The organism is Variovorax sp. 10N420 (genome assembly GCF_056394705.1).
This window is the reverse complement of sequence record NZ_JBFTIJ010000003.1, coordinates 385871-407576: the sequence shown is the minus strand read 5'-3', so window position 1 is coordinate 407576 and position 21706 is coordinate 385871. Positions and strand designations below refer to the sequence as shown.

Annotated in this window: 20 protein-coding genes; 14 read left to right on the top strand and 6 right to left on the bottom strand. The window is 65.6% G+C overall.

Features of this window, described 5'->3' with window-relative positions:
• The first annotated feature begins 34 nt into the window (after positions 1–34).
• Complete coding sequence (locus tag AC1DEK_RS09960; RefSeq protein ID WP_478125062.1) at positions 35–772, top strand: Crp/Fnr family transcriptional regulator; 738 nt, start codon at positions 35–37, stop codon at positions 770–772.
• Here AC1DEK_RS09960 and AC1DEK_RS09955 read toward each other — a convergent pair.
• Complete coding sequence (locus tag AC1DEK_RS09955; protein WP_478125061.1) at positions 769–1398, bottom strand: SOS response-associated peptidase; 630 nt, start codon at positions 1396–1398, stop codon at positions 769–771. The two genes, AC1DEK_RS09960 and AC1DEK_RS09955, sit on opposite strands and share 4 nt — an antisense overlap.
• A gap of 106 nt (positions 1399–1504) precedes the next feature.
• On the opposite strand from AC1DEK_RS09955, the gene AC1DEK_RS09950 reads away from it, so the two are divergent.
• Entirely contained in the window at positions 1505–2260 is a 756-nt protein-coding gene (locus tag AC1DEK_RS09950; RefSeq protein ID WP_478125060.1) for an SDR family NAD(P)-dependent oxidoreductase, read from the top strand.
• Between the two features lie 307 nt (positions 2261–2567).
• Here AC1DEK_RS09950 and AC1DEK_RS09945 read toward each other — a convergent pair whose 3' ends face one another.
• Together AC1DEK_RS09945 and AC1DEK_RS09940 are read right to left on the bottom strand one after the other, a co-directional pair.
• Entirely contained in the window at positions 2568–3542 is a 975-nt protein-coding gene (locus AC1DEK_RS09945; protein ID WP_478125059.1) for a Bug family tripartite tricarboxylate transporter substrate binding protein, read from the bottom strand.
• A 141-nt stretch (positions 3543–3683) separates the two neighbouring features.
• Complete coding sequence (locus AC1DEK_RS09940; RefSeq protein WP_478125058.1) at positions 3684–3944, bottom strand: hypothetical protein; 261 nt, start codon at positions 3942–3944, stop codon at positions 3684–3686.
• A gap of 344 nt (positions 3945–4288) precedes the next feature.
• Here AC1DEK_RS09940 and kdpF point away from each other — a divergent pair, with 344 nt between their 5' ends.
• The 7 genes from kdpF (at position 4289) to AC1DEK_RS09905 (ending at position 13247) form a co-directional block, all read left to right on the top strand.
• Positions 4289–4387 (top strand): K(+)-transporting ATPase subunit F, encoded by a 99-nt coding sequence (gene kdpF / locus AC1DEK_RS09935; RefSeq protein WP_478125057.1) that lies wholly within the window; start codon positions 4289–4291, stop codon positions 4385–4387.
• A complete protein-coding gene (kdpA, locus tag AC1DEK_RS09930; protein ID WP_478125056.1) occupies positions 4387–6189 on the top strand; it encodes a potassium-transporting ATPase subunit KdpA in 1803 nt (600 codons plus the stop codon). The genes kdpF and kdpA overlap by 1 nt, the downstream gene beginning before the upstream one ends.
• A 5-nt stretch (positions 6190–6194) precedes the next feature.
• Complete coding sequence (gene kdpB / locus AC1DEK_RS09925) at positions 6195–8288, top strand: potassium-transporting ATPase subunit KdpB (protein WP_478125055.1); 2094 nt, start codon at positions 6195–6197, stop codon at positions 8286–8288.
• Positions 8289–8315: 27 nt separating this feature from the next.
• A complete protein-coding gene (gene kdpC / locus AC1DEK_RS09920; protein ID WP_478125054.1) occupies positions 8316–8894 on the top strand; it encodes a potassium-transporting ATPase subunit KdpC in 579 nt (192 codons plus the stop codon).
• A 64-nt stretch (positions 8895–8958) separates the two neighbouring features.
• The gene (locus tag AC1DEK_RS09915; RefSeq protein WP_478125053.1) at positions 8959–11724 is read left to right on the top strand and encodes a DUF4118 domain-containing protein; all 2766 of its coding nucleotides are present in this window, start codon (positions 8959–8961) and stop codon (positions 11722–11724) included.
• Positions 11725–11731: 7 nt separating this feature from the next.
• Complete coding sequence (gene kdpE, locus AC1DEK_RS09910; protein WP_478125052.1) at positions 11732–12424, top strand: two-component system response regulator KdpE; 693 nt, start codon at positions 11732–11734, stop codon at positions 12422–12424.
• A gap of 55 nt (positions 12425–12479) precedes the next feature.
• Positions 12480–13247 (top strand): pseudouridine synthase, encoded by a 768-nt coding sequence (locus AC1DEK_RS09905; RefSeq protein WP_478125051.1) that lies wholly within the window; start codon positions 12480–12482, stop codon positions 13245–13247.
• Positions 13248–13277: 30 nt separating this feature from the next.
• On the opposite strand, the gene AC1DEK_RS09900 is transcribed toward AC1DEK_RS09905, so the two are convergent.
• Entirely contained in the window at positions 13278–13763 is a 486-nt protein-coding gene (locus AC1DEK_RS09900; protein ID WP_478125050.1) for a DUF3761 domain-containing protein, read from the bottom strand.
• Between the two features lie 217 nt (positions 13764–13980).
• Between AC1DEK_RS09900 and AC1DEK_RS09895 the strand changes: the two genes are divergently transcribed.
• From AC1DEK_RS09895 to AC1DEK_RS09875, 5 genes are all read left to right on the top strand, one after another.
• Entirely contained in the window at positions 13981–15198 is a 1218-nt protein-coding gene (locus AC1DEK_RS09895) for a pyridoxal-phosphate-dependent aminotransferase family protein (protein ID WP_478125049.1), read from the top strand.
• Positions 15199–15300: 102 nt separating this feature from the next.
• Positions 15301–15960, top strand: a complete 660-nt coding sequence (locus AC1DEK_RS09890; protein ID WP_478125048.1) for a response regulator — start codon at positions 15301–15303, stop codon at positions 15958–15960.
• Positions 15957–17336: an ATP-binding protein gene (locus AC1DEK_RS09885; RefSeq protein ID WP_478125047.1), complete on the top strand. Its 1380-nt coding sequence runs from the start codon at positions 15957–15959 to the stop codon at positions 17334–17336. The genes AC1DEK_RS09890 and AC1DEK_RS09885 overlap by 4 nt, the downstream gene beginning before the upstream one ends.
• Positions 17337–17442: 106 nt before the next feature.
• Positions 17443–17796: a hypothetical protein gene (locus tag AC1DEK_RS09880; RefSeq protein ID WP_478125046.1), complete on the top strand. Its 354-nt coding sequence runs from the start codon at positions 17443–17445 to the stop codon at positions 17794–17796.
• A 144-nt stretch (positions 17797–17940) separates the two neighbouring features.
• Entirely contained in the window at positions 17941–18348 is a 408-nt protein-coding gene (locus AC1DEK_RS09875) for a hypothetical protein (RefSeq protein WP_478125045.1), read from the top strand.
• A gap of 4 nt (positions 18349–18352) precedes the next feature.
• Here the strand turns inward: AC1DEK_RS09875 and AC1DEK_RS09870 are convergent, their stop codons facing one another.
• Both AC1DEK_RS09870 and AC1DEK_RS09865 read right to left on the bottom strand, forming a co-directional pair.
• On the bottom strand, positions 18353–19357 hold the full coding sequence (locus AC1DEK_RS09870) for a Csu type fimbrial protein (protein ID WP_478125044.1): 1005 nt from the start codon (positions 19355–19357) through the stop codon (positions 18353–18355).
• Complete coding sequence (locus AC1DEK_RS09865) at positions 19354–21702, bottom strand: fimbria/pilus outer membrane usher protein (RefSeq protein ID WP_478125043.1); 2349 nt, start codon at positions 21700–21702, stop codon at positions 19354–19356. The genes AC1DEK_RS09870 and AC1DEK_RS09865 overlap by 4 nt, the downstream gene beginning before the upstream one ends.
• Positions 21703–21706: the final 4 nt, after the last annotated feature.

The window sequence follows — 21706 nt, the reverse complement described above, 5'->3', positions numbered from 1 at the left end:
CAATCCTAGGGACACTACTCCCCGGAGTTTCCCGATGCCTATTGGCAACGACAGCGGCACGTCGTCGATCCGAGACCGCGTGCGCCCCGCGCGCGAAGACGAGCTGGACAACATCCCCTGGCTGCATACGCTCACGTCCGTGGAACGGCGCCGCGCCGAAGCGGCGGTGGTCGTCGGCGACGCCGAGGCGGGCGATCTCGTGTGCCGTATCGGACGCTCGCCGACCTATTGGTTCGGCGTCGTCGAGGGCCTGCTCAAGATGAGCAACGACAACGCCGACGGCACTTCCATGACCTACAGCGGACTGCCACCCGGTGGCTGGTTCGGCGAGGGAACGGCGCTCAAGCAGGAGCCCTATCGATACAACATCCAGGCGCTGAGAAAGAGCGTGGTCGCCGGCTTGCCGGTGGACGATTTCCACTGGCTGCTCGACCATTCAATCGGCTTCAATCGCTTCGTCATGAACCAGCTGAACGAGCGCCTCGGGCAATTCATCGCCGCGCGGGAAGCCGATCGCCTGAACAACCCGGACGTGCGCGTGGCCCGCAACCTGGCCGCGCTGTTCAATCCGGTCCTCTTTCCGGGGGTGGGTGAATTGCTGCGCATCACGCAGCAAGAGCTGGCTTACCTGATCGGGCTGTCGCGCCAGCGGGTCAATGAAGCCTTGCGCGCGCTGCAGGCGCAGGGCGCCATCCGTGTCGAATATGGCGGCCTTCGGGTGCTCGATCTGGCGGCGCTGCGAAGCAGCGGAACAACGGGGAAGGGCGCCTAGCGGGCCATTGCCAAAGAAGCCGCCGGCAGCGTCTGGCGCACGAGCTTGTCGTCGGCGTACGGCCGGAGGTAGGCTGCGGTTTCCTCGACGGGGCAATGCAGCCAGTCATCCACCCAGGCATCACGCAGGATGACTACTCGGCGGCGTTCGGTTTGCCCGGGCGCACCGAAAGTCAAGAAGGCAAAGCTTTCGACGCATTCCCCGGCGGGCGAACGCCAGCCGTTCCACAGGCCTGCCAGCGCGAGCGGCTCGCCGTCTGCGCGGGACACCCGAACCACCGCATCTGCGGCGTCACCGGCCTGGAAGATCGAGTCCGCAAGAATCACGCAGCGGTGGCCGCGCTTCCAGGGCTGGTAGAAATTTCGCTCGGCGGATGCGGTCTCGCTGCGCGCTTCGAAGGTGTCGGCGTCAAGGCCGTCTTTGGAAAACAGGGGGATGAGCCCCCAGCGGCCGAGGGCGATCTCGAACCTCACCTGGGATGGATCGCCTGTGCGGTCGGCGCGCGGGCGCCGCACGAACATGCCCTTCTGGCCGGGGCGGACGATTGCTTCTTCGGGACGAAATGCGATACCGAAGCGCTTGGCGAAGTGGCTTGGCTCGCTCGCTGCTTGGTAGTGGGTGGGCATGACTGTGTGGAAGAAAACGTGGCCAATTCTAGTCAGGGCAGGGATACGATCTTTGGCGCGGCATGCTTGTTCATGCCTTGTTCATAAGACCTTTCTCACAAAACTCATGACTTCATCTCATCTCACCGTCATCACCGGCGCTTCCCGCGGGCTGGGCCGCGCCATGGCCGAGCAACTCCTTCAGCCCGGTCGCCGGCTCCTGTGCATTTCGCGCCACAGCGACGATGCATTCGCCGCGCTGGCCCGCAAGGCAGGCGCCGAACTGGAGCAATGGCAGCAGGATCTCGCAGACCCGGTGGCCGCCGCGGCCCGTCTTTCGGCATGGATCGGGCAGCTCGACGGCAAAGCGTTCGAAAGCGCCACCCTCATCAACAACGCCGGCACCATCGGCCGCCCGCGCCCGTTGTCCGAAGCCGAGCCTGCCGATTTGGCGCAAGCCCTGCGCGTGGGCCTGGAGGCCCCCATGCTCCTCACCGCCGCATTCCTCAGTGCCACCAAGGGCTGGCGTGCAGAGCGCAAGGTGCTGAACATTTCCTCCGGCCTCGGCCGCAATGCGATGGGCAGCCAGGCGCCGTACTGCGCGGCCAAAGCAGGCATGGACCACTTCTCGCGCGCGGTCGCCCTGGAGGAAAAAGGCGGCGGCGCAAAAATCGTGTCCCTGGCGCCCGGCGTCATCGACACCGACATGCAGGTGCAACTGCGCGAAACCGATGCAGCCCTCTTCCCCGACCGCACCCGCTTCGAAAACCTAAAGTCAGAGGGCAAGCTCGACTCCCCCCAAACAGCCGCCGCCAAGGTACTGGCCTACCTGGCCCGCCCCGACTTCGGCGCCAACCCCGTAGCCGACGTCCGCGACCAATAAACAGGCCGGCGAAGCCCGGCCCGTCGATGAAACACCGCGGAACCGGCTTCGCCGGGCCGCCGGTGTTGCCCCGGCAGGGGGTGGGCGGCCACACGAAGTGGGCAAGCCTGGGGGCGAGCAACAGGAACACCGCGGAACCGGCTTCGCCGGGCCGCCGGTGTTGCCCCCGGTAGGGGGTGGGCGGCCACACGAAGTGGGCAAGCCTGGGGGCGAGCAACAGAAACACCGCGGAACCGGCTTCGCCGGGCCGCCGGTGTTGCCCCGGCAGGGGGTGGGCGGCCACACGAAGTGGGCAAGCCTGGGGGTGTTACTCAATACTCGCTCCGGATGCCTGCACGATGCCGCGCCATTTCTGATAGTCGCTCTTGAGCAACGTGCTCAGCTGTTCGGGCGTCATGCTCTGCGGCTCCGCACCCTGGGCAATGATCGCGGCCTTCATGTCGGGCGTCGCGAGCAGCTTGTTCACTTCGGCGTTGACCTTCTCGACGATGTCTTTCGGCGTGCCGGCGGGCATGAAGAGGCCATACCACGTGCTCACGTCGAAGTCCTTGTAGCCCAGTTCCGCCACGGTCGGCACGTCGGGCAACGAACTGCTGCGGCGCAACGAGGTCACCGCCAGAGGACGCAGCTTGCCCGACTTGATCTGGCCCATCGCGGAGGGCAGCGACGACACCATCAAGTCGACGTTGCCGGCCAGCACGTCCATCATCGCGGCGTTGGAGCCCTTGTAAGGCACGTGGCGCATCTTGATCTTGGCGGCCGAGTTGAAGATCTCGCCCGCAAGATGAATGGTCGTGCCGTTCCCGGGCGAGCCGAAGGTGACGGTGTCGGGCGCTGCGCGTGCGGCATTGACGACATCGGCCAGCGTCTTGAACTTGGAGTCGCTGCGGGTGACGATCACCACGGGGGTGTAGGCCACGTGGGCGACGGCGGTGAGGTCCTTGGTGGGGTCGTAGCTAAGATTCTTGTAGAGCCATGGCGCGACGACCATGTTGTCTTTCTGGCCCATCACCATCTCATAGCCGCTGGGCGCGGCACGCACTGCTTCGGCGATGCCGATGGTGCCCCCCGCGCCCGCGCGGTTGTCAGGCACGACGGTCCAGTGGCTGACTTCGGTGAGCTTGTTCGCGACCAGGCGCGAGAGGATGTCGGTGCCGCCACCGGGCGGGAACGGCACGATCATGTGAATCGGCTTGGACGGATAGGACTGGGCCTGCGCAGCGGCGGCAAAGGCCAGCGCCAGGGTCATGGCGCTGACGGCGGTGAGGAGTTTTCGGATCATGGTGGGTGTCTCGTCGTTCGAGGCGCCGGCAGGGAGCGGCGCATGTGCGCCGTCAGTTTGCCGGAACGAGACTGCCCGAGAACACGCGATTCGAGATGGCCGCCGTATCGAATCGCGAGTGCCGCCATGGCGGCGAGCCCTTCAGTGGACGGTTGGCGGACCGAGGTCCTCGAACGGGTCCACGAAGGCCGTGACGATGGGAATGTCGGCGCCCGGTCCGTGTGCGTCGGCCCGGCGTTGCAGTGCTGCGATGCCGGCCATCATGGCCGCGCCATAGGTCGGCATCGGGCCTTCGGCTGCGTCGATGGGTCGGCAGTCGGGGCCGTCCTGCTTCTGGAGAACCCAGTAGAAGTGTCCGGCGATCGGCTCGTCGACGACCAGTGCAATGGCTTCGGAGTTCATGGTGTGCCCTTTCGAAATCACGTAGGAAGGTTTGTACGCACCACGCCGAGCGGCAGATAGCAACGATTTCACGACTGCGCTCTCGCTATTGCAATAGCCGCAGCTTGCGTGAAATCGCGCACGCACGGGCTTGCCCGCCGCCCGCATTTACGCTTTCTTTACGGCCACTGGCTGAGTCTGTTCCCCGTTTTTATGCGCTCCTGCCGAGACTGAAGCCCTTGTCTCGCATGCAGGAGTGTTCAGATGGACATCGTGTGGATTGCCGCTCTGGCGGCACTGTGGATCGTGATGGTCGGCATGGTCGCCGGGCTCTCCAGGCTCGAAGCGCCGAAGGGAGAGCGCTCGTGATTGGCCTCGAAGTCATCTATGGATTCGGCGGCCTCATCGCCGTGGTGCTGTTCGCGTACCTCGTCTTCGCGCTCATCTGCGCCGAGGAGTTCTGATGGACACCGCAGGCTGGGCCTTGCCGGCTCTCTTTCTCGCCGTGCTGGGCGTGCTCGCGTGGCCACTCGGGCGCTATCTGGCCATGCTGTGCGACGGGCGCCTGCCGCGCTGGATGCAGCGCATCGAAGCTCCGCTCTACAAGCTTGCCGGCGCGTCGCCCGCGCAATCGATGCACTGGCGCACCTACGCGGTCGCGCTGCTGGCCTTCAACACGATCGGCGCGGTGGCAGTCTATGGCTTGCAACGCCTGCAGGCATGGCTGCCTTTGAATCCCTCGGGAATGAGCGCCGTGTCGTCCGATTCGGCGTTCAACACCGCCGTCAGCTTCGTGAGCAACACCAACTGGCAAGGCTACGCCGGTGAATCGACGATGAGCTATCTCACGCAGATGCTCGGACTCACGGTGCAGAACTTCCTCTCTGGCGCGACTGGCATCGTGGTGGCCTTCGCGCTGGCACGCGGCTTTGCGGCGCGCAACACCGACGGCAGAGGCTCGGTCGGCAACTTCTGGGTCGACGTGACGCGCGTCACGGTGTGGCTCCTGCTGCCGATCTCGTTTGTGATCGCCATGTTCTTCGTTGGCCAGGGAGTGATCCAGAATTTCGACGCCTACAAGACGGTGACCACGGTCGAGGCCACGGCGTACCAAAACCCGAAGGTCGATGCGGCAGGTCAACCGCTCAAGGACGCGCAGGGCAATCCTGTCACCGAAGACGCGAGCACCGCCACGCAGACACTCGCCATGGGCCCCGTCGCCTCCCAGGAGGCCATCAAGCTGCTGGGAACCAATGGCGGCGGATTCTTCAATGCCAATTCGGCGCACCCGTACGAGAACCCGACGGCGCTGGCGAACTTCGTCCAGATGCTGGCGATCTTCCTGATCCCGGCTGCGCTGTGCTTCGCGTTCGGCCGTGTCGTCGGCGATCTGCGCCAGGGTTGGGCCGTGCTCGCGGCAATGACGGTGCTTTTCGTCCTGGCTGTGATCGTGATCATTCCCGCGGAACAGGCGGGCAATCCGCTGATAGGTGCATTGGGAGTCGACCAGACCTCTACCGCGTTGCAGGCGGGCGGCAACATGGAAGGCAAGGAAGTGCGCTTCGGCATTGCTGCATCAGGGCTGTTCGCCGCCATCACTACCGCCGCTTCCTGCGGCGCGGTCAATGCGATGCACGACTCGTTCACGCCGCTGGGCGGCATGGTGCCGATGGTGCTGATGCAGCTTGGCGAGGTCGTCTTCGGCGGTGTAGGCACGGGTCTCTACAGCATGCTGATCTTCGCGATCCTCGCCGTCTTCATCGCGGGGCTGATGATCGGACGCACTCCGGAGTACCTCGGCAAGAAGATCGAGGTCTACGAGATGAAGCTGACCTCCATCGCGATCCTTGTGACGCCGATCCTCGTGCTGGCTGGCACTGCGATCGCGGTCATCGCTGACGCGGGCAAAGCCGGCATTGCGAATCCAGCTGCGCATGGGTTCTCGGAGATCCTCTATGCACTGACCTCGGCCGGCAACAACAACGGCAGCGCCTTCGCGGGTCTTTCGGCCAACTCGCCGTTCTACAACGCGCTGCTGGCCGTCGCCATGTGGTTCGGCCGCTTCGGCGTCATCGTGCCGGTGCTGGCGATCGCTGGCGCGCTGGCCGCCAAGAAGCGCTTGCCGGTGACCTCCGGAACCATGCCCACGCACGGTCCGCTGTTCGTCACGCTGCTGATTGGCACCGTGCTGCTGGTGGGCTTGCTCAATTACGTGCCGGCGTTGGCGCTTGGCCCGGTCGTCGAGCACCTCGTGCTCTGGAAGTGAAGAACATGAAAACGAAAACTTCGCTCTCGCTGGTCAACCCCACTCTGCTGCGTCCTGCGCTTTGGGCATCGGTCACCAAGCTGAGTCCGCGCGTGCAATGGCGCAACCCGGTGATGTTCATCGTCTACATCGGCAGCATCCTCACGACGCTGCTCTGGGTGCATTCGCTGAGCTATCCGGGTGAGGCCGGCATGTCGGCCGGCTTCGCGCTGGCCGTCTCGCTCTGGCTTTGGTTCACCGTCTTGTTCGCCAACTTTGCCGAGGCCCTGGCGGAAGGACGGAGCAAGGCGCAGGCAGCGTCTCTTCGCGGGCTGCGCAAGGACACCTGGGCCAAGAAGATGGTCGAGCCTTTTCACGGTGGCAAGTGGCTGCCGGTGCAGGCGCCCGAATTGCGGCGTGGCGACGTCGTTCTGGTCGAAACGCATGACGTGATCCCGCTCGATGGCGAAGTGATCGAAGGCGTTGCCTCCGTCGACGAAAGCGCGATCACCGGCGAGTCCGCGCCTGTGGTGCGCGAGTCGGGCGGTGACTTCTCCGCGGTGACGGGCGGCACGCGAGTGCTGTCGGACTGGCTCGTCGTACGCATTGCGGTGAATCCGGGCGAGTCTTTTCTCGATCGGATGATCGGCATGGTCGAAGCGGCCAAGCGCCAGAAGACGCCGAACGAAATCGCCCTCACGATCCTGCTGGTTGCGCTGACCATCGTGTTCCTCGTGGTGACCGCCACGCTGCTGCCCTATTCAGTGTTCAGCGTCGCCGCCGCCGGTGCGGGCACGGTGGTGTCGATGACGGCACTGGTCGCACTGCTCGTGTGCCTGATCCCCACGACCATCGGCGGCCTGCTGTCCGCAGTGGGCGTGGCCGGTATGAGCCGCATGATGCAGGCCAACGTCATTGCGACTTCAGGCCGCGCAGTCGAAGCCGCGGGCGACGTGGATGTGCTGTTGCTGGACAAGACGGGCACCATCACGCACGGCAATCGACAGGCCAGCGCCTTTCTCGCCGCGCCGAGCATCTCGCAGGAGAAGCTGTCGCGCGCCGCACTGTTGGCATCTCTGGCCGACGAAACACCCGAGGGCCGCAGCATCGTCGAATTGGCGCGCCGCGGTGGGGCCGACGACCGGGCCGTCGAAGGAGCGCACTTCGTGCCCTTCACCGCGCAGACTCGCATGAGTGGCGTCGACCTGCCGTCCTTGCCGAACAGCCTGGACGCCGATTGCATCAACCTGCGCAAGGGCGCGGTCGACGCGGTGCGCAGGTATGTGGAAGGCATCGGCGGAGCCATGCCAGCCGAGGTGCTGCGCGCCGCCGATGCAGTCGCGCGCCGTGGCAGCACGCCGCTCGCCGTGGCTGAAGGCCATCGGGTGCTGGGCATCGTCGAGCTCAAGGACATTGTCAAAACCGGCATCAAGGACCGCTTCGCTGAATTGCGCCGCATGGGCATTAAGACCGTGATGATCACTGGCGACAACAAGCTCACGGCGGCAGCCATCGCCGCCGAGGCCGGCGTCGACGATTTCCTCGCCGAAGCCACGCCGGAGGACAAGCTCGCACTGATCCGCCGCTATCAGTCCGAAGGCCGACTCGTCGCGATGACCGGCGACGGCACCAACGACGCTCCCGCGCTCGCGCAGGCCGACGTCGCAGTCGCAATGGGCAGCGGCACGCAGGCCGCGAAGGAGGCGGGCAACATGGTCGACCTCGACTCGAATCCGACCAAGCTGCTCGAAGTGGTCGAAACGGGCAAGGCGCTGCTGATGACGCGGGGCTCGCTCACCACCTTCTCGATCGCGAATGACGTCGCGAAGTACTTCGCCATCATTCCGGCGATCTTCGTTTCGACCTACCCGCAGTTGGCCGCGCTTAACGTGATGCGGCTCGCGAGCCCTTCCTCGGCGATCCTGTCGGCGGTGATCTTCAATGCGCTGGTGATCGTGTTCCTGATCCCGCTGGCGCTGAAGGGCGTGCAATACAGGCCCGTCGGCGCTGCCGCGTTGCTGCGGCGAAACCTGGCGGTCTATGGACTCGGCGGATTGATCGTCCCTTTCATCGGCATCAAGCTGATTGACTGGCTGCTGCTTGCAGTGCATCTGATTTAAGCCTGACCAGGCTCCAAGGCGCTTCCCATGAAAAACATTCTTCGCCCCGCCCTCGTGCTCTTCGTGCTGCTGAGTGCGCTCACCGGCATCCTCTATCCGCTCGCAGTCACGGGTGCTGCGCAGGCCGTCTTTCCATCGCAGGCTGCCGGCAGCCTGGTGACGCGCGACGGCGTGCCGGTCGGCTCCGCCTTGGTCGGGCAGAACTTCAGCGATCCGAAGCATTTCTGGGGTCGTCCGTCTGCGACTTTGCCGATGCCCTACAACGGCGGCGCCTCCGGTGGGTCCAATCTCGGACCGCTCAATCCTGCGCTGGCCGATGCAGTCAAGGGTCGTATCGAAGCACTGCGCGCAGCCGATCCGGGCAACAGGGTGGCCGTGCCGGTCGATCTGGTCACGGCATCCGCGAGCGGGCTCGATCCGGACATCAGCCCGGCCGCTGCGCGCTATCAAGCGGCTCGCGTCGCGCGGCTTCGCAACCTGCCGGTCGACCAGATCGATCAACTGATCGATGCCCATACCGAATCGCGGCTCTGGGGCCTGTTCGGCGAGGCGCGTGTCAACGTGCTGGCGATCAATCTCGCGCTGGATGCGCAACCCTCGCCGTGATGCCGGAGGAACGCTAGTGCGATCGGCAGCGTCACTGTTGAGCTAACCTGCGGCGCATCGCCTCATGAACGACGATCTTCGCCCTGACCCGGACACGCTGCTCGCGCAGTTGCGCGCCGAGGACGAGCGCTCGCGGCGAGGCAAGCTGCGCATCTATTTCGGCGCCAGCGCGGGCGTCGGCAAGACGTGGGCGATGCTGAGCGCCGCGCAGCGCGAACGCACCGCCGGCCGCGACGTACTGATCGGTGTCGTGGAAACGCACGGGCGCAGCGAGACCGCAGCGCTGCTCGCGGGGCTCGGCACGCTGCCCTTGCGCGAAGTCGCCTACCGTGGTCACAAGCTGGCGGAGTTCGATCTCGACGCCGCGCTCGCGCGCAGGCCGGCCATCCTGCTCGTCGACGAACTGGCCCACACCAATGCGCCGGGTTCGCGTCACGCCAAGCGCTGGCAGGACGTGCAGGAACTGCTCGCCGCTGGCATCGAAGTGTGGTCCGCGCTGAATGTCCAGCATCTGGAAAGCCTCAACGGCACGGTCGGGGCCATCACTGGCGTGCGCGTGCACGAGACCGTGCCGGACACGGTGCTCGATGAAGCCGACGAGGTGGTGCTGGTCGATGTCACGCCCGACGAGCTCACCGCGCGTCTGGCGGCGGGTAAGGTCTATCTGCCGCAGCAGGCCGAACGCGCGGCGCAGAACTTCTTTCGCAAGGGAAACCTCATCGCGCTGCGCGAGATCGCACTGCGCCGAACTGCGGAGCATGTCGAAGACGACGTGCGCGGATGGCGTGTCGAACAGTCCGGTCCGCAGGGCGATGCGGGGCCGCCGGCATGGAACACTTCGGGTGCGATCCTCGCTTGCGTCGGTCCGCATGAAGGCGCGGGACAAACGGTGCGCGCAGCGGCGCGCCTTGCAGGCCAGCTCAACGTGCGTTGGCATGCAGCCTATGTCGAGACGCCGCGCCTGCAACGGCTGGATGCGAAAGAGCGTGACAGCATCCTCGCCGTGCTCAAACTGGCCGAAGAACTGGGCGCGGAAACGGCGGTGCTGACCGGCGTCGGCATCGCCGAAGAACTGGCCGCCCAGGCTCAGCGGCTCAATTGCGCGACGCTGGTGGTGGGGCGGCCGGAACGCGCTGCGGGCTGGGCACGCTGGCGATGGTGGGCGCCCGGACTGACGCATGAACTGGCGCGCCTCGCAGCGGGCGTCGACATCGTCGAAGTCGCGCGCGCCGAGAGCTCGCGCAGGCTCGTGCAGGTCCGATCGGGCCCCCACCGTGCCGAATTGGACGTCGAAGATGCCGACCGCTCGCGTGCCCGATGGCATGGCTATGCATGGGCAGCAGCCACCAGCATTGCGATCACCTTGGTCGCGATGCCGCTGGTGGGTGTGCTCGAGCTGGTCAACATCGTGATGCTGTACCTGCTGGGGGTGGTTGGGGTGGCGATGCGATTCGGTCGCGGACCGGCCGCGCTGGCTGCGACGCTCAATGTCGCGGCCTTCGACTTCTTCTTCGTTTCGCCTCGGTTTTCGTTCGCTGTCAGTGATGTGCAATACGTCGTGACCTTCGGAGTGATGCTGGCTGTGGGCCTGCTCGTCGGCCAACTGACGGCGGGCCTGCGTTTCGCGGCCGGTGTGTCGGCGAGCCGCGAACGGCGGGCGCAGTCGTTGTTCGAGCTGGCCCGCGATCTGTCGGCCGCGCTGGAAAGCGCCCAGGTCGCGGCGCTCGGCAGGGCGGCGGTCGAGCAACATTTCGGCGGCCACGCATTGGTGCTGGTGACCGACGCGAGCGATCGCCTCGCCGTGCCGGATCAGCGCCCGCTCGGCTTCGATGCGAGCGTTGCCGAGTGGACGCTTCGCCAAGGCCAGCCGGCTGGGCTCGCGACGAGCACGCTGGCGGCGCAATCCTGGCACTACGTTCCCTTGAAAGCGCCCATGCGTGTGCGCGGCGTGCTCGCGCTCGAACCCGCACAGCCGCGTTGGCTGCTGATCCCTGAGCAAGCGCGGCAGCTCGATACGCTCGCGCGGCAGATCGCGATCGCGCTGGAGCGCGTGCACTACGTCGAAGTAGCGCAACGGGCCGTCGTCGAGATGGAATCCGAGCGGCTGCGCAATGCCCTGCTCGGCGCCATATCGCACGACGTCCGCACGCCTCTGACTGCGCTCATCGCATTGGCGGAGTCGCTCCAGGCGCTGCCGGATGCGGGCGGTGAACACCGCGCCGCTGCGCGCGCAATCGTCGCGCAGGCCCATCAACTGCATGCGCTCGTCAGCAACCTGCTCGACATGGCGCGCCTGGAAAGCGGCATCTCGGGCGGTGCCGTCAACTTGCGGCGGGACTGGCAGTCGGTGGAGGAGGTGGTGGGCTCGGCCATCCGGGCCGCGCGGCCCGCGCTCGGCGACATGACCATACAGACCGCGCTGCCTGCGGACCTGCCCCTGGTGGAGTTCGATGCGGTGCTGATCGAACGTGTGCTGGTCAACCTGCTGGAGAACGCCGGCAAGTACGGCGCAGCGCCGGTCGTCGTGGGCGCGCGCGTGACCGACCGTGCGCTGGTTCTGAGCGTGCGCGATCACGGCCCGGGCCTGCCGCTGGCGCTGCAGGGGCGTGAGCAGACACTGTTCGACAAGTTCACGCGCGGCCAGGCCGAATCCGTGACGCCGGGCGTGGGGCTGGGCTTGGCGATCTGCAAGGCGGTGGTGAGTGCGCATGGCGGCGAGATCACCGCGGCCAACGCGGTCGGTGGCGGGGCAGAATTCGTCGTTACGCTGCCGCGTCGCGCACCGCCGGTGCCGTCGGAGGCACCGGAATCAACCCTTCTTCCCATCTGACGCCACCATGCCCAGCCCTACCGCCGTCGTGATCGAGGACGAGCCCCAGATTCGCCGCTTCGTGCGGGGTGCGCTGGAAGCCGAAGGCTGGCAGGTGCACGAGGCCGGCACGCTTCGCGATGGCCTCGCAGCCGCTGGCACGCGCCAGCCCGATCTGCTGGTGCTCGATCTCGGGCTGCCGGACGGCGACGGTGTTTCGCTCATTCGCGACGTCCGGGGATGGTCGGGCGTGCCGATCATCGTGCTCTCGGCGCGCACGGACGAGGCCGACAAGATTGCGGCGCTCGACGCTGGCGCGGACGACTACCTGACCAAGCCTTTCGGCACGGGCGAACTGCTGGCCCGCGTTCGCGCGAACCTTCGCCGGCCGCGCGCGGCGACCGGGGGCGAGGAGCCCGAGCCGGTGTTTCGCTTCGGCGATGTGGAAGTCGACCGCACCGCCCGGTTGGTGCGGCGTGCGGATGCAGAGGTGCATCTGACGCCGACCGAGTACCGCCTGCTGTCGGTCCTCATCGCCGATGCCGGCCGCGTGCTGACTCAACGCCAATTGCTGCACGAGGTGTGGGGCCCGTCGCATGGCGAGCAGAGCCATTACTTGCGCATCTACATGGGCCATCTCCGGCAGAAGCTGGAAGCCGATCCGGCCCAGCCTAGGCATCTGCTCACCGAGACGGCAGTGGGCTATCGGCTGGTGCCTTGAGCCTGTTCCCCCGCGAATCACCGAGAATCTTCGGCTACCCGACCGCAGCCGACCCATGTCCGATATCCCCGAAGCTTCCCGTCTCAACAAACGCATGGCCGAGTTGGGCCTGTGCTCGCGCCGCGAGGCCGATGACTGGATCTCGCAGGGCTGGGTCAAGGTGAACGGACAGGTCGCCGAGATGGGCGTCAAGGTGACGCCGGCCGATCGCATCGAAGTCGACAAGAAGGCGCAGCACCAACAGCAGCAGCAAGTCACGATCCTGCTTCACAAGCCGATGGGTTACGTGAGCGGACAGGCCGAAGACGGGCATGAGCCCGCGATCGTGCTGATCAATCCCCGCACGCACTGGCGCGAAGACCCCAGCCGCCATCGCTTCTCGCCGCCTCAGTTGCGCGGCCTGGCCCCTGCCGGCCGACTCGACATTGACTCGGTGGGATTGCTGGTGCTCACGCAGGACGGCCGCGTGGCCCGTCAACTGATCGGCGAAGACTCCGGCATCGAAAAGGAATACCTCGTGCGCGTGTCGTACGGGCCCGTCGCGCAGAACTCGCAAGCGGCATTTCCCCGCGAGCAACTGGCCAAGCTGCGCCATGGCCTGAGCCTGGACGGGCAGCCGCTCAAGCCGGCTCGCGTCGATTGGCAGAACCCCGAGCAATTGCGCTTTGTGCTCACGGAAGGCAAGAAGCGCCAGATCCGCCGCATGTGCGAACTCGTCGGCCTCAAGGTCGTGGGCCTGAAGCGCATCCGCATCGGCAATGTGGTGCTTGGCAACCTGCCCGGCGGGCAGTGGCGCTACCTGGGTCCGAACGAACGCTTCTGACGGGCCGGCGACTCGAGAGCCGCCGCGAGACTACGAGCAGGCCTTGTTGTGCGAGGGGTGCATTCCCTTGGCCTTGGCCTCGGCTTCCGTCATGTATTCGCCCTTCTTCGTCTTCCCGTAGTAGCGATCGCCCACGCAGTGGTAGACCTGCGTCTCGTCGTTGGCCCAGACCTTCCCCGCGCCGCCTCCGGCTGCGGCCGTCATCTTCGAGGGATCGGGCGGCATCGTCGTCTTGGCCTTTGCGGTGGTGGCAGCAGGTGTTGCAGCGGTGTTTGCTGCGGGCGCAGCGGGTGCCGATGCCGCTGCGGCGCCCTTGCCGTCCGCCTTGCCGTACCATGTCTTGATTCCCTTGTGGCCACGGCAGGCGCCGGACTTGCTGTCGGGCGATGCATAGCTGCCGTCCTTGCACTGGACCGTGGTGCCGGCCGGCGCGTCTGCCGGAAGTTGCTGCGCCTGAGCGGCCCAAGCGCCCAGCATGCCGGCTACCACCAGCGCCGCCCTGAGAGAAAACTTCATCCGGAATGCTCCTGAAACGATGTGTGACGAGACAGGGTCATGTTGCGGGGGCGTTCCCAGCAGAAGCTGACCAAGCGCAATCATCCAGATCGGCGGAGATGGTCAAGAAGCAGCAAATTTCGGCCAGAAATCAGGAGGCGGTGGGGCTCGCTGTGAGCGAAATGTGCAAGATAGCGCGCTCGCAACCCATCAACACGCCGAACATTCACTCCGCCCCATGACTCCCTTTTTTTCGCCGCCGCGCATCAGATCCCTCGACGGCATCCTTCCTGACGAGCCCCTATTGATGATGGGCGCCGGCCCCGTTCCCATTCCTCACCGGGTCGCCTATGCAAATTCCATCGTCATCAATCATCTGGGCGAGACGATGGGCGCGGTCATCGATCAAGTGAAAGCGATGGGGCGCTACGTGTTCCAGACCGAGTCGCCGCACGTTCTCGGCGTTGCCGGCCCCGGCTCGGCAGCAATGGAAATGGCGATCACGAACCTCGTGGCTCCCGGCTCCAAAGTCCTGAGTGTTGCGAACGGGTACTTCAGTCAACGAATGGCCGAAATGGCGCGGCGAGTCGGCGGAGACGTTGACGTTCTCGAGGTCTCGGGAGATCGCAGAGTGAGCCCTGACGCCGTTGAAGCCTGTCTGCAGAGCAAGTCCTACGATGTCCTCACCATTGTCCAGGGCGAGACTTCCAATACCGTCTGGAATGCAGAGCTCCAAGCCATCGCTGCCCTCGCCAAGGCTCATGGTTGCCTCGTGATCGTCGACGCGGTTTGCACTCTGAGCACGATGCGCTTGGACATGGATGCGTGGCAAATAGACGCGGTCATCACAGGCGGGCAGAAGGGGCTGTCGTCGATCCCTGGCGTCTCGCTGCTGGCGTTCTCACGGAGCGCCTGGCAAGCCATCGAAGGGCGCAAGAGTGTCTTGCCGCATTGGTGCCTGGACGCCAAGCTCGCGGACAAGTTCTGGAATCAGAATTCCTACCACTACACAGCGCCTGTATCCGGCATCCTCGCCCTGCATGAAGCGCTGCGCCTCGTGTGCGAAGAGACCCTGGAGGCGAGGTTCCATCGCCATCTGGTTTGCTCCGAGGCGCTGCAAGCGGGCATCGAGGCCATGGGGCTGACACTGCTGGTCGATAGGGCGTCGAGGTTGAATTCAGTCATCGGCATCAATGTCCCGGAAGCCGTTTCCGCTGACGGGGTTCGGGCGTACATGTCGAGCATCCACAAGGTGGAAATCGCCGGGTCTTTTGGGTTGAACATCTTGCGGATCGGCCAGATGGGCGAGCAGTGCCGCGAGCACAACCTGTTCAGGACCCTGCATGCACTGGGCCTCAGCATGGAGGCCAATGGCGCCAGCCTGAACGTTCCGGTCGGAATGGCGGCTCTCGAGCGGACACTCTCCGAGCGCGAACGGGCGAGCGCCGACTACTAAGTTGCCGGTGCGGCATGCAGAGGGCTGACTGCGCCCTCATGCATGCCTAACAAATCAGGCGTAGCCTCCCTTGGAATTGTGTGTCGGACCCAAGGAGACCCCGTGCGCGCCTTGCTCGTGGAAGACGATGAAATGATCGGTCGCAGCCTGATGCATGCGCTCGACAACGCCGGCTGGTCGGTCGACTGGGTGCGTGACGGCGCACTGGCGCACAGCGCCATGGCGGATGGTGGCTACACCTGCGTGCTGCTCGACCTCGGCCTGCCCAAGGAAGACGGCACTGAAGTCCTTCGACGCGCCCGCAAGCGCGGGGACGCAACGCCGGTGCTCGTGCTGACCGCCCGCGACGGGCTGGACGACCGGATCCAGACGCTCGACCTCGGCGCCGACGACTATCTCCTGAAGCCTTTCGAGCTGCGCGAGCTGCTGGCGCGGATGCGGGCCGTGGTGCGTCGCCGTGATGGCGCGGCCCATTCGGTGATCGGGACGGCGGCGCTCCAACTCGACCTCACCACCCGCGACGTCGTCGTCAATGGCGTGCGCGAGGTGCTGACCGCGCGCGAGTTCGCATTGCTGCACGCACTGCTGGAGCGGCCCGGCGCGATTTTGTCGCGCGAGCAGTTGGAGGAACGCATCTATGGCTGGGGCGATGAAGTCACCAGCAATGCGATCGACGTGCTGATCCATGGCATGCGGCGAAAGCTCGGCGCCGAGGCCATACGCAACGTGCGCGGGCTCGGCTGGCGAGTCGTCCCGGCGTGAAGCCAGTTTTTCGACTTCGCTCGCTGCGCGGACGGCTCCTGCTGTGGCTCGTGGCGCTGTATGTGGTGGCGATCGCTGCCACCGTCTGGTTCTCCTACGGTGCCTATGGTCGCCTGGTCAACAACTTCATGGACGACCAGATGCGCCTCCTGGCCGAGTCGCATGCAATCCACCACCGACCTCCGCCTTTGCAAGCGGTGAGCCGTGACGATGCCGTTCGGCGCGGCGCGTTCGTGGTCCAGGTCTGGAGTGCCGACGGCGCAACGCTGATTGCCACTTCGTCACCGGCGCTGGAGGTGCCGTTGCAATCGGAGCCCGGCTTCAGCGACCTCACCATGGGCAGAAAGGCCGAGGACGTGTGGCGCATCTACACCGCGGCGCCGGGGCAGATTGACGGCATGCCGCGCGTGCAGGTGGTGCAGAACGATGGCTTCCGTCGCAACCGCATCGTTCGCCGTGCCCTGCTCGAAAGCCTGCCGATCCTGTTGATGCTGCCGGTGACGCTGTTGATCTTGCTTTTCATCGTGTCGGCGGCTTCGCGCTCGCTGCGGGTCGTCGCGCGCGACGTGGCCGCCCAGGAAGAGGGCGATCTTCGCGAGGTGGCGATCGCTCGCGTGCCGGAAGAGATTGCGCCGCTGGTCGCCGCGTTCAACAGTTTGCTGCGGCGGTTGCGAAACACGCTTTCGACCCAGCGCCGCTTCATGCAGGATGCGGCGCATGAGCTGCGCACGCCGATGGCGGCGATCGGCTTGCAGATCGAGAACCTGCGCGCCCACGTGCCGGCCGGCGATGCCGCCGAGCGCTTCGCCCAGCTCGAAAGCGGCGTGAAGCGCGCGCAGCACCTCATCGAGCAGTTGTTGCGCCTGTCCCGGCAGGACACGCCGAGCACAACGGCCGCGGCGGCCAGCGGGCCGGTCGACGTGGCCGCGCTGTTGCGCGACAGTGTGGGGCAATTGATGGTGCTGGCGGACCAGCGCCAGATCGACGTGGGCTTCGAGGGCCGCATTGCGCCGATGGTCGCCGCGCCGGCGGCCGAGCTGCGCAGCGTCTTCGACAACCTCATCGACAACGCCGTACGTTATGCGCCGCAGGGCGGGGTGGTGGACGTGCGGCTGCACATGGTCGACGGCGATGCGGTGGTGGACGTGCTCGACAACGGTCCGGGCATTCCGCCCGATCAGCTGGATCGCGTTTTTGACCGGTTCTTCCGCGTTGCGGGAGGGCCGGTTGGCGGCAGCGGTCTTGGGCTTGCCATTGCGCGGTCGGCGGCGCTGCGCAATGGGCTGCGCATCGTGCTCGCGAACAGATCGGATGGCGCCGGGCTCATCGCGCGGGTGTATTTGTCAGGCTCATCCCGAGCTCTCATCGTGAGCTAATTTTTCGCTCACTCCGGGCTCAGAGGGGCTCCCTAGAGTGGTAGCAGGTCCTTCGCGGCGCCTTTCGCGCCGCGGCGCGCGGCCGATCAAACCCGAGGAGACTTTCATGCACGCTTCCGTCAAAGTTCTAGCCGTAGGTACCTTTGCAACTCTCGCCGCCTTGGCGTCGATGACTGCCAGTGCGCAGCAGACCACCCAAGGTTCGGATGGGTCGGACTATCGTCCAATGCAGTCCAACAGTACGGCCCCCAGGCCTGAAGTGAGCCAGGGCGCCATGGATGCGGCGCGTCCGACCGGAACTGAACCGGTCGGCCAGTCGACATCCGCTCCCATGGGGAACTCCCGCCTCACGCGCGAGGAGGTCTACAAGGGCGCGGTCGAAGCGTCTCACCCGATGCAGACCGAAGCGTTGGGTCAATCGACCGGCATGGCCGGCATTACGTCCGGCACGCCGCACTGATTGCCGAAGCCCGAAGCCCGAAGTCGCGAAAGTCGGGAATAGGGGCGAATAGCTTTTAGGGACTGAATTTTCTGGTGAACGTGCCGATATAGGGCTATAGGGCGTCACGCGACGTCCAAAGTCCTTGCCGCCAACGTGAGCCAGATGTCCAGAAGCACTCTCCGCGCCCTCCCGCCGGGCTCGAGCCTGTCGCGGGTGGCGGCGCTGATCGCGTTTTGCATGTTGCCCCAATTCCCGCCGCCCAGCGGGGCGCAGCCGCTGCGGGGGGAGGGCACCACCGCTACCACTCAGCTGAAGATCAGCCTCGTGGTCCGCCCCGTCTTCAAGGTCCTGGAGGTGACACCCGTGAACGACGGCTACATCTGTCGCGTGTGGACCAACACCCGGTCGATCGTCATCGGAGGCCGCGAATATCGCTTCACGAGTGTCGGAGAGACAACGCTGAAGGTCGACGGGCGCGAAAGCGACCTCGACAGGCAACTGAACCTCGACAGGCGCCAGGGCCTCGCGGCAAATCCCCGCGATCTCCACACCGTCTCCGTGACCTACTAGCCGTTCAATACCTGACAGTGACGGTAACGATGTCCTTGTAATCGTCGGGCCTGACGTTCACGCTGGTGCCCACAACGCGCCCATACACGGTCAGTGACTGCGTCGTCCCGTCGCCGGTGCGCTGGAGCGCATTGGTTCCCACTTGGTCGCCCCATGGAATGGCGCGGCTGGCATCACTGTAGAGCCGATACGCGACGGTGTCCGCATTGCCTGTGGTCGCCGGCGACATGACGCCGGCGCCGGTGGTGCTGTTGTTGGAAGGTGTCAGCGCCACTGTGTATGCAGTGGGCTTGGAGCACATCACGCCGATGGTGGTCGACTTGTCGACATTGGCAGCGCCCGGCAAGCCGTCCACTCTCCCGAAATCAAGCGGGTTCGCCGAAACCACGCAGCTCTTGATGACGGTGGCCTTGGCGGTAAACGGAAAGGTCCCTGTGCTGTTGCCGCCGCAGTTGCTCGGTGCGGCCACGGTGCTTTCGCTGACGGTCACTGCTGTGTGGATCCCGGTGAATTGACCTTGGTAGCTTCCTGGCGGGACCGTCGTCTGGGGTGTTGCCAGGCGCCCTTGCATGGATGCACTGCCGCTGCTCGAGGCGCCCTTGGCGAGATCCAGATTCAACACATAGGGATTGGGCGTGATCGTGTTGAACTCCGAGCCCAGCACGATGCTGAAGCCCGGCGGCTGGTAGATCTGGAACTGCAGCGCGTTGCCGGAGGTGTCCTTCATGACGCGCGGGTTGAAATTGCCGGAGCCTTCGATGCCATCGCCCACGTCGAAGCAGACCCGCGCGAAAGTCCGCGCGTTGTTGCCATTGGTGCAGGCGTAGGTCAGCATGGCCGTGGTCGTCAGGCCAGTGCCGCTGACGAGGTCCACGCTGCCGAAGTCGACGTTTGTCATCGACGCCGTGCACGTGACGGCGGCCTGTGTGTTTTCCGCTGGCAGGCCCCAAAGCACCCCACACAGCAGCGGCAGCAAGAGGCCCTGCCGGAGGCGGGTCGACAAATTCATGAGTGAGTCTCCTTGACGCAGCGCAGCGGTCCGATCTGCGGGATGCCGTCGCCTTCCTTGCGGTAGTCGAAGCTCGCGCGACAGTAGCCGCCGGGCGTCTGAACCTCGAGCTTGTTTTGTGCGTCCAGGGTGTCGAGGTAGGCCGCGCCATCAAAGCCGACTATCGCAGTGCCCTTCTGTCCATTGACGCGGACCAGGCTGCCCACAGGCAGCGGTTTGCCGGCTTCGTCGACGAGCGTCAGGGCGGCTGCGCGCACGGGCGTGATGCCGAAGCGCACCAATGTGCCTGCCCGGTCGCTGGGGGTCGCGAGCGTCTTGACGCGCTCGATGCGCACGTCGGCCGGCAGCTGCATCGGATCGATCGCGAGCTGGTTGTTCTGGTAGGCGTTCAGTGGCGACACCAGAAGCATGCCTTTGCTGTCGGTGGTGCCGATCGGGCGGTTCTCGAGCCTCACGGGAACGCCCGCCACGCCGTCGGTCGAGACCACTGCGAAGGCATCGTCGATGCGCTGAGCAGCGAAGGTCTGGCCGCCCATGAAGACGATCGACCCGGAGTTGCCCGCGTACGCATAACTGCTGTTGCCAAGCACACTCACACCGGCGACAGCCCGGCCATAGCGGCCCAGGTAGTCGATCTCGCCTCGGCCGCCCGTCTGGCCGTCACCCTGGCTCGCACCGGCACGCCAGCCGAAGCCGCCGTCACTGGGCGTGGAGCTCTGCGCATCGGCGGTGTAGATGTTGCGGTCGCGTTCGCGCTGAACGCCGGCGCTGGCGGTGACGTTGCCATCGAGCGCCCATGTGAAGCCGACGAATAGGCTGCGGTCGCTCCGTATGCTCAGGTTCTGGTTGAGGCTCACATTCAGCGACGCGCTGCGTCCGAGCGATTTGTACCAATAGGCATTGGCATAGCGCGTGGCCTCCTGCAGGGGGTATTGCTGATAAAGGTAGCTGACGCCGAAGCTGCCGAAATTGTCCGTGTTGTAGCCGATGGTTGCGCGACCCACGCCGCGTGGCGTCGGACTTCCGTAGAGCGACGCGACGTCGCGGTACTCGCCGCGCGTGACGGTCTCGTCGAAGCCGAAGTTGAAGCGGTCGTTGCGCCAGCTGTATCCCAGGTTGAGCAGCGAACCCTTGCGTCCCTGGTTGCTGCTGGCGCCAGCAGCGCTCGACAGCACGCCGGCCTGCCCCAGCAGCCAGGACCCGCCGACACCGCCCGCCACCAGCCCGCGAGTAGCTTCGGCGTGGGTTTCGATGGTGAAATCGTTGCTGACGCCGTACCGCCATACGCCCGTGGTGGCGGGGTCATTGCCATAGTCGAACGAGCTGAGCCCGTAGTTCTTTCGCACCGCGCCGAGGTCCACCGACCAGTCGGACAAGCCTTCCTGGAGCAACCGCTGCGTGTCGTAGAGCGAGAAGTTGATCGTTGTTGCCCGGCCGAGGGCATCCGTGAGCACCACCTGCGCGTTGCCGGCGCCGCTGATGCCGGGCGCTGTATTGAGTTGGAAGGGACCTGCGGGCACCTGGCTCGTGGACTGGCGCAATCCGTTGATGAACAGGTCGACCTGCGACGGCAGCACGGCCGAACCCATGAAGGCCGGCAGCGGCGCAGTGATCCGATAGGGTTGCAGCGAAAAATTGCGCGCCAACTGAATGCCGCCGATGCGTGTGGACCGTGACCAGGGCAGAGCGGCCGTGACCGTGTCGCCCAGGCGCAGTGTCAGCATGTCGTCCTGGAAGGAGGTGCTGACGGTGGTGTCCAGTCGAACCGATTGGCGATCCCAACGCTCGCCCGCCAGCCGGGTCGCCTGCGAAAGCATCGTGTTGCTGAGCACATACGCTGCGGCAAAGGCGCGCAGTTCGGCGAATCCATTCAGGCTGGCCGTACCGCCCCGTCCTTGCGTGCCAAAGAGGTCATAGTTCAGCAGCAACCCCGGCGAAGCGCTGGCCTTCTGCGTCTTAACGTCCGCAGGGTTGATCACGGTGGTCGGCAGGCGAAGCATTTCCGCGCCACCTGCGATGGCCACGCTTTGGCCCGCCGGGTCGTAGTCAATCTGCAGGCCGCGCAGGCTCTTCAGGCGCACCGGGCCGGCGAGGTCTGGAGGCAGTTGAAAGCCAAGCTCGCGCAGCGTGGTTGCGCTGGCCCACAGCTCTGCACCCCGTAGGCCGAAGTGGATGAGACCCTGCGGATTGCCGTTGAGGCTGAGGTCCAGATAAAGATCGGTGCCACTCGGACCGGCGAGATCGCTGTCAGCCGCGGTGGCGAGGCCCGGCGGGGGCGCGAGCGTGGCCGCGGCTGCAGGCTCCCCTGCCTGCGCGGCACATGCCAGCAGGCTACAGAGGAGCAACAGA

What these genes read in the sequence shown, in the direction of transcription:
- AC1DEK_RS09960 (WP_478125062.1), top strand. Translation starts at nt 35, where the DNA reads ATGCCTATTGGCAACGACAGCGGCACGTCGTCGATCCGAGACCGCGTG.
- AC1DEK_RS09955 (WP_478125061.1), bottom strand. Translation starts at nt 1,398, where the DNA reads ATGCCCACCCACTACCAAGCAGCGAGCGAGCCAAGCCACTTCGCCAAG.
- AC1DEK_RS09950 (WP_478125060.1), top strand. Translation starts at nt 1,505, where the DNA reads ATGACTTCATCTCATCTCACCGTCATCACCGGCGCTTCCCGCGGGCTG.
- AC1DEK_RS09945 (WP_478125059.1), bottom strand. Translation starts at nt 3,542, where the DNA reads ATGATCCGAAAACTCCTCACCGCCGTCAGCGCCATGACCCTGGCGCTG.
- AC1DEK_RS09940 (WP_478125058.1), bottom strand. Translation starts at nt 3,944, where the DNA reads ATGAACTCCGAAGCCATTGCACTGGTCGTCGACGAGCCGATCGCCGGA.
- kdpA (WP_478125056.1), top strand. Translation starts at nt 4,387, where the DNA reads ATGGACACCGCAGGCTGGGCCTTGCCGGCTCTCTTTCTCGCCGTGCTG.
- kdpB (WP_478125055.1), top strand. Translation starts at nt 6,195, where the DNA reads ATGAAAACGAAAACTTCGCTCTCGCTGGTCAACCCCACTCTGCTGCGT.
- kdpC (WP_478125054.1), top strand. Translation starts at nt 8,316, where the DNA reads ATGAAAAACATTCTTCGCCCCGCCCTCGTGCTCTTCGTGCTGCTGAGT.
- AC1DEK_RS09915 (WP_478125053.1), top strand. Translation starts at nt 8,959, where the DNA reads ATGAACGACGATCTTCGCCCTGACCCGGACACGCTGCTCGCGCAGTTG.
- kdpE (WP_478125052.1), top strand. Translation starts at nt 11,732, where the DNA reads ATGCCCAGCCCTACCGCCGTCGTGATCGAGGACGAGCCCCAGATTCGC.
- AC1DEK_RS09905 (WP_478125051.1), top strand. Translation starts at nt 12,480, where the DNA reads ATGTCCGATATCCCCGAAGCTTCCCGTCTCAACAAACGCATGGCCGAG.
- AC1DEK_RS09900 (WP_478125050.1), bottom strand. Translation starts at nt 13,763, where the DNA reads ATGAAGTTTTCTCTCAGGGCGGCGCTGGTGGTAGCCGGCATGCTGGGC.
- AC1DEK_RS09895 (WP_478125049.1), top strand. Translation starts at nt 13,981, where the DNA reads ATGACTCCCTTTTTTTCGCCGCCGCGCATCAGATCCCTCGACGGCATC.
- AC1DEK_RS09880 (WP_478125046.1), top strand. Translation starts at nt 17,443, where the DNA reads ATGCACGCTTCCGTCAAAGTTCTAGCCGTAGGTACCTTTGCAACTCTC.
- AC1DEK_RS09875 (WP_478125045.1), top strand. Translation starts at nt 17,941, where the DNA reads ATGTCCAGAAGCACTCTCCGCGCCCTCCCGCCGGGCTCGAGCCTGTCG.
- AC1DEK_RS09870 (WP_478125044.1), bottom strand. Translation starts at nt 19,357, where the DNA reads ATGAATTTGTCGACCCGCCTCCGGCAGGGCCTCTTGCTGCCGCTGCTG.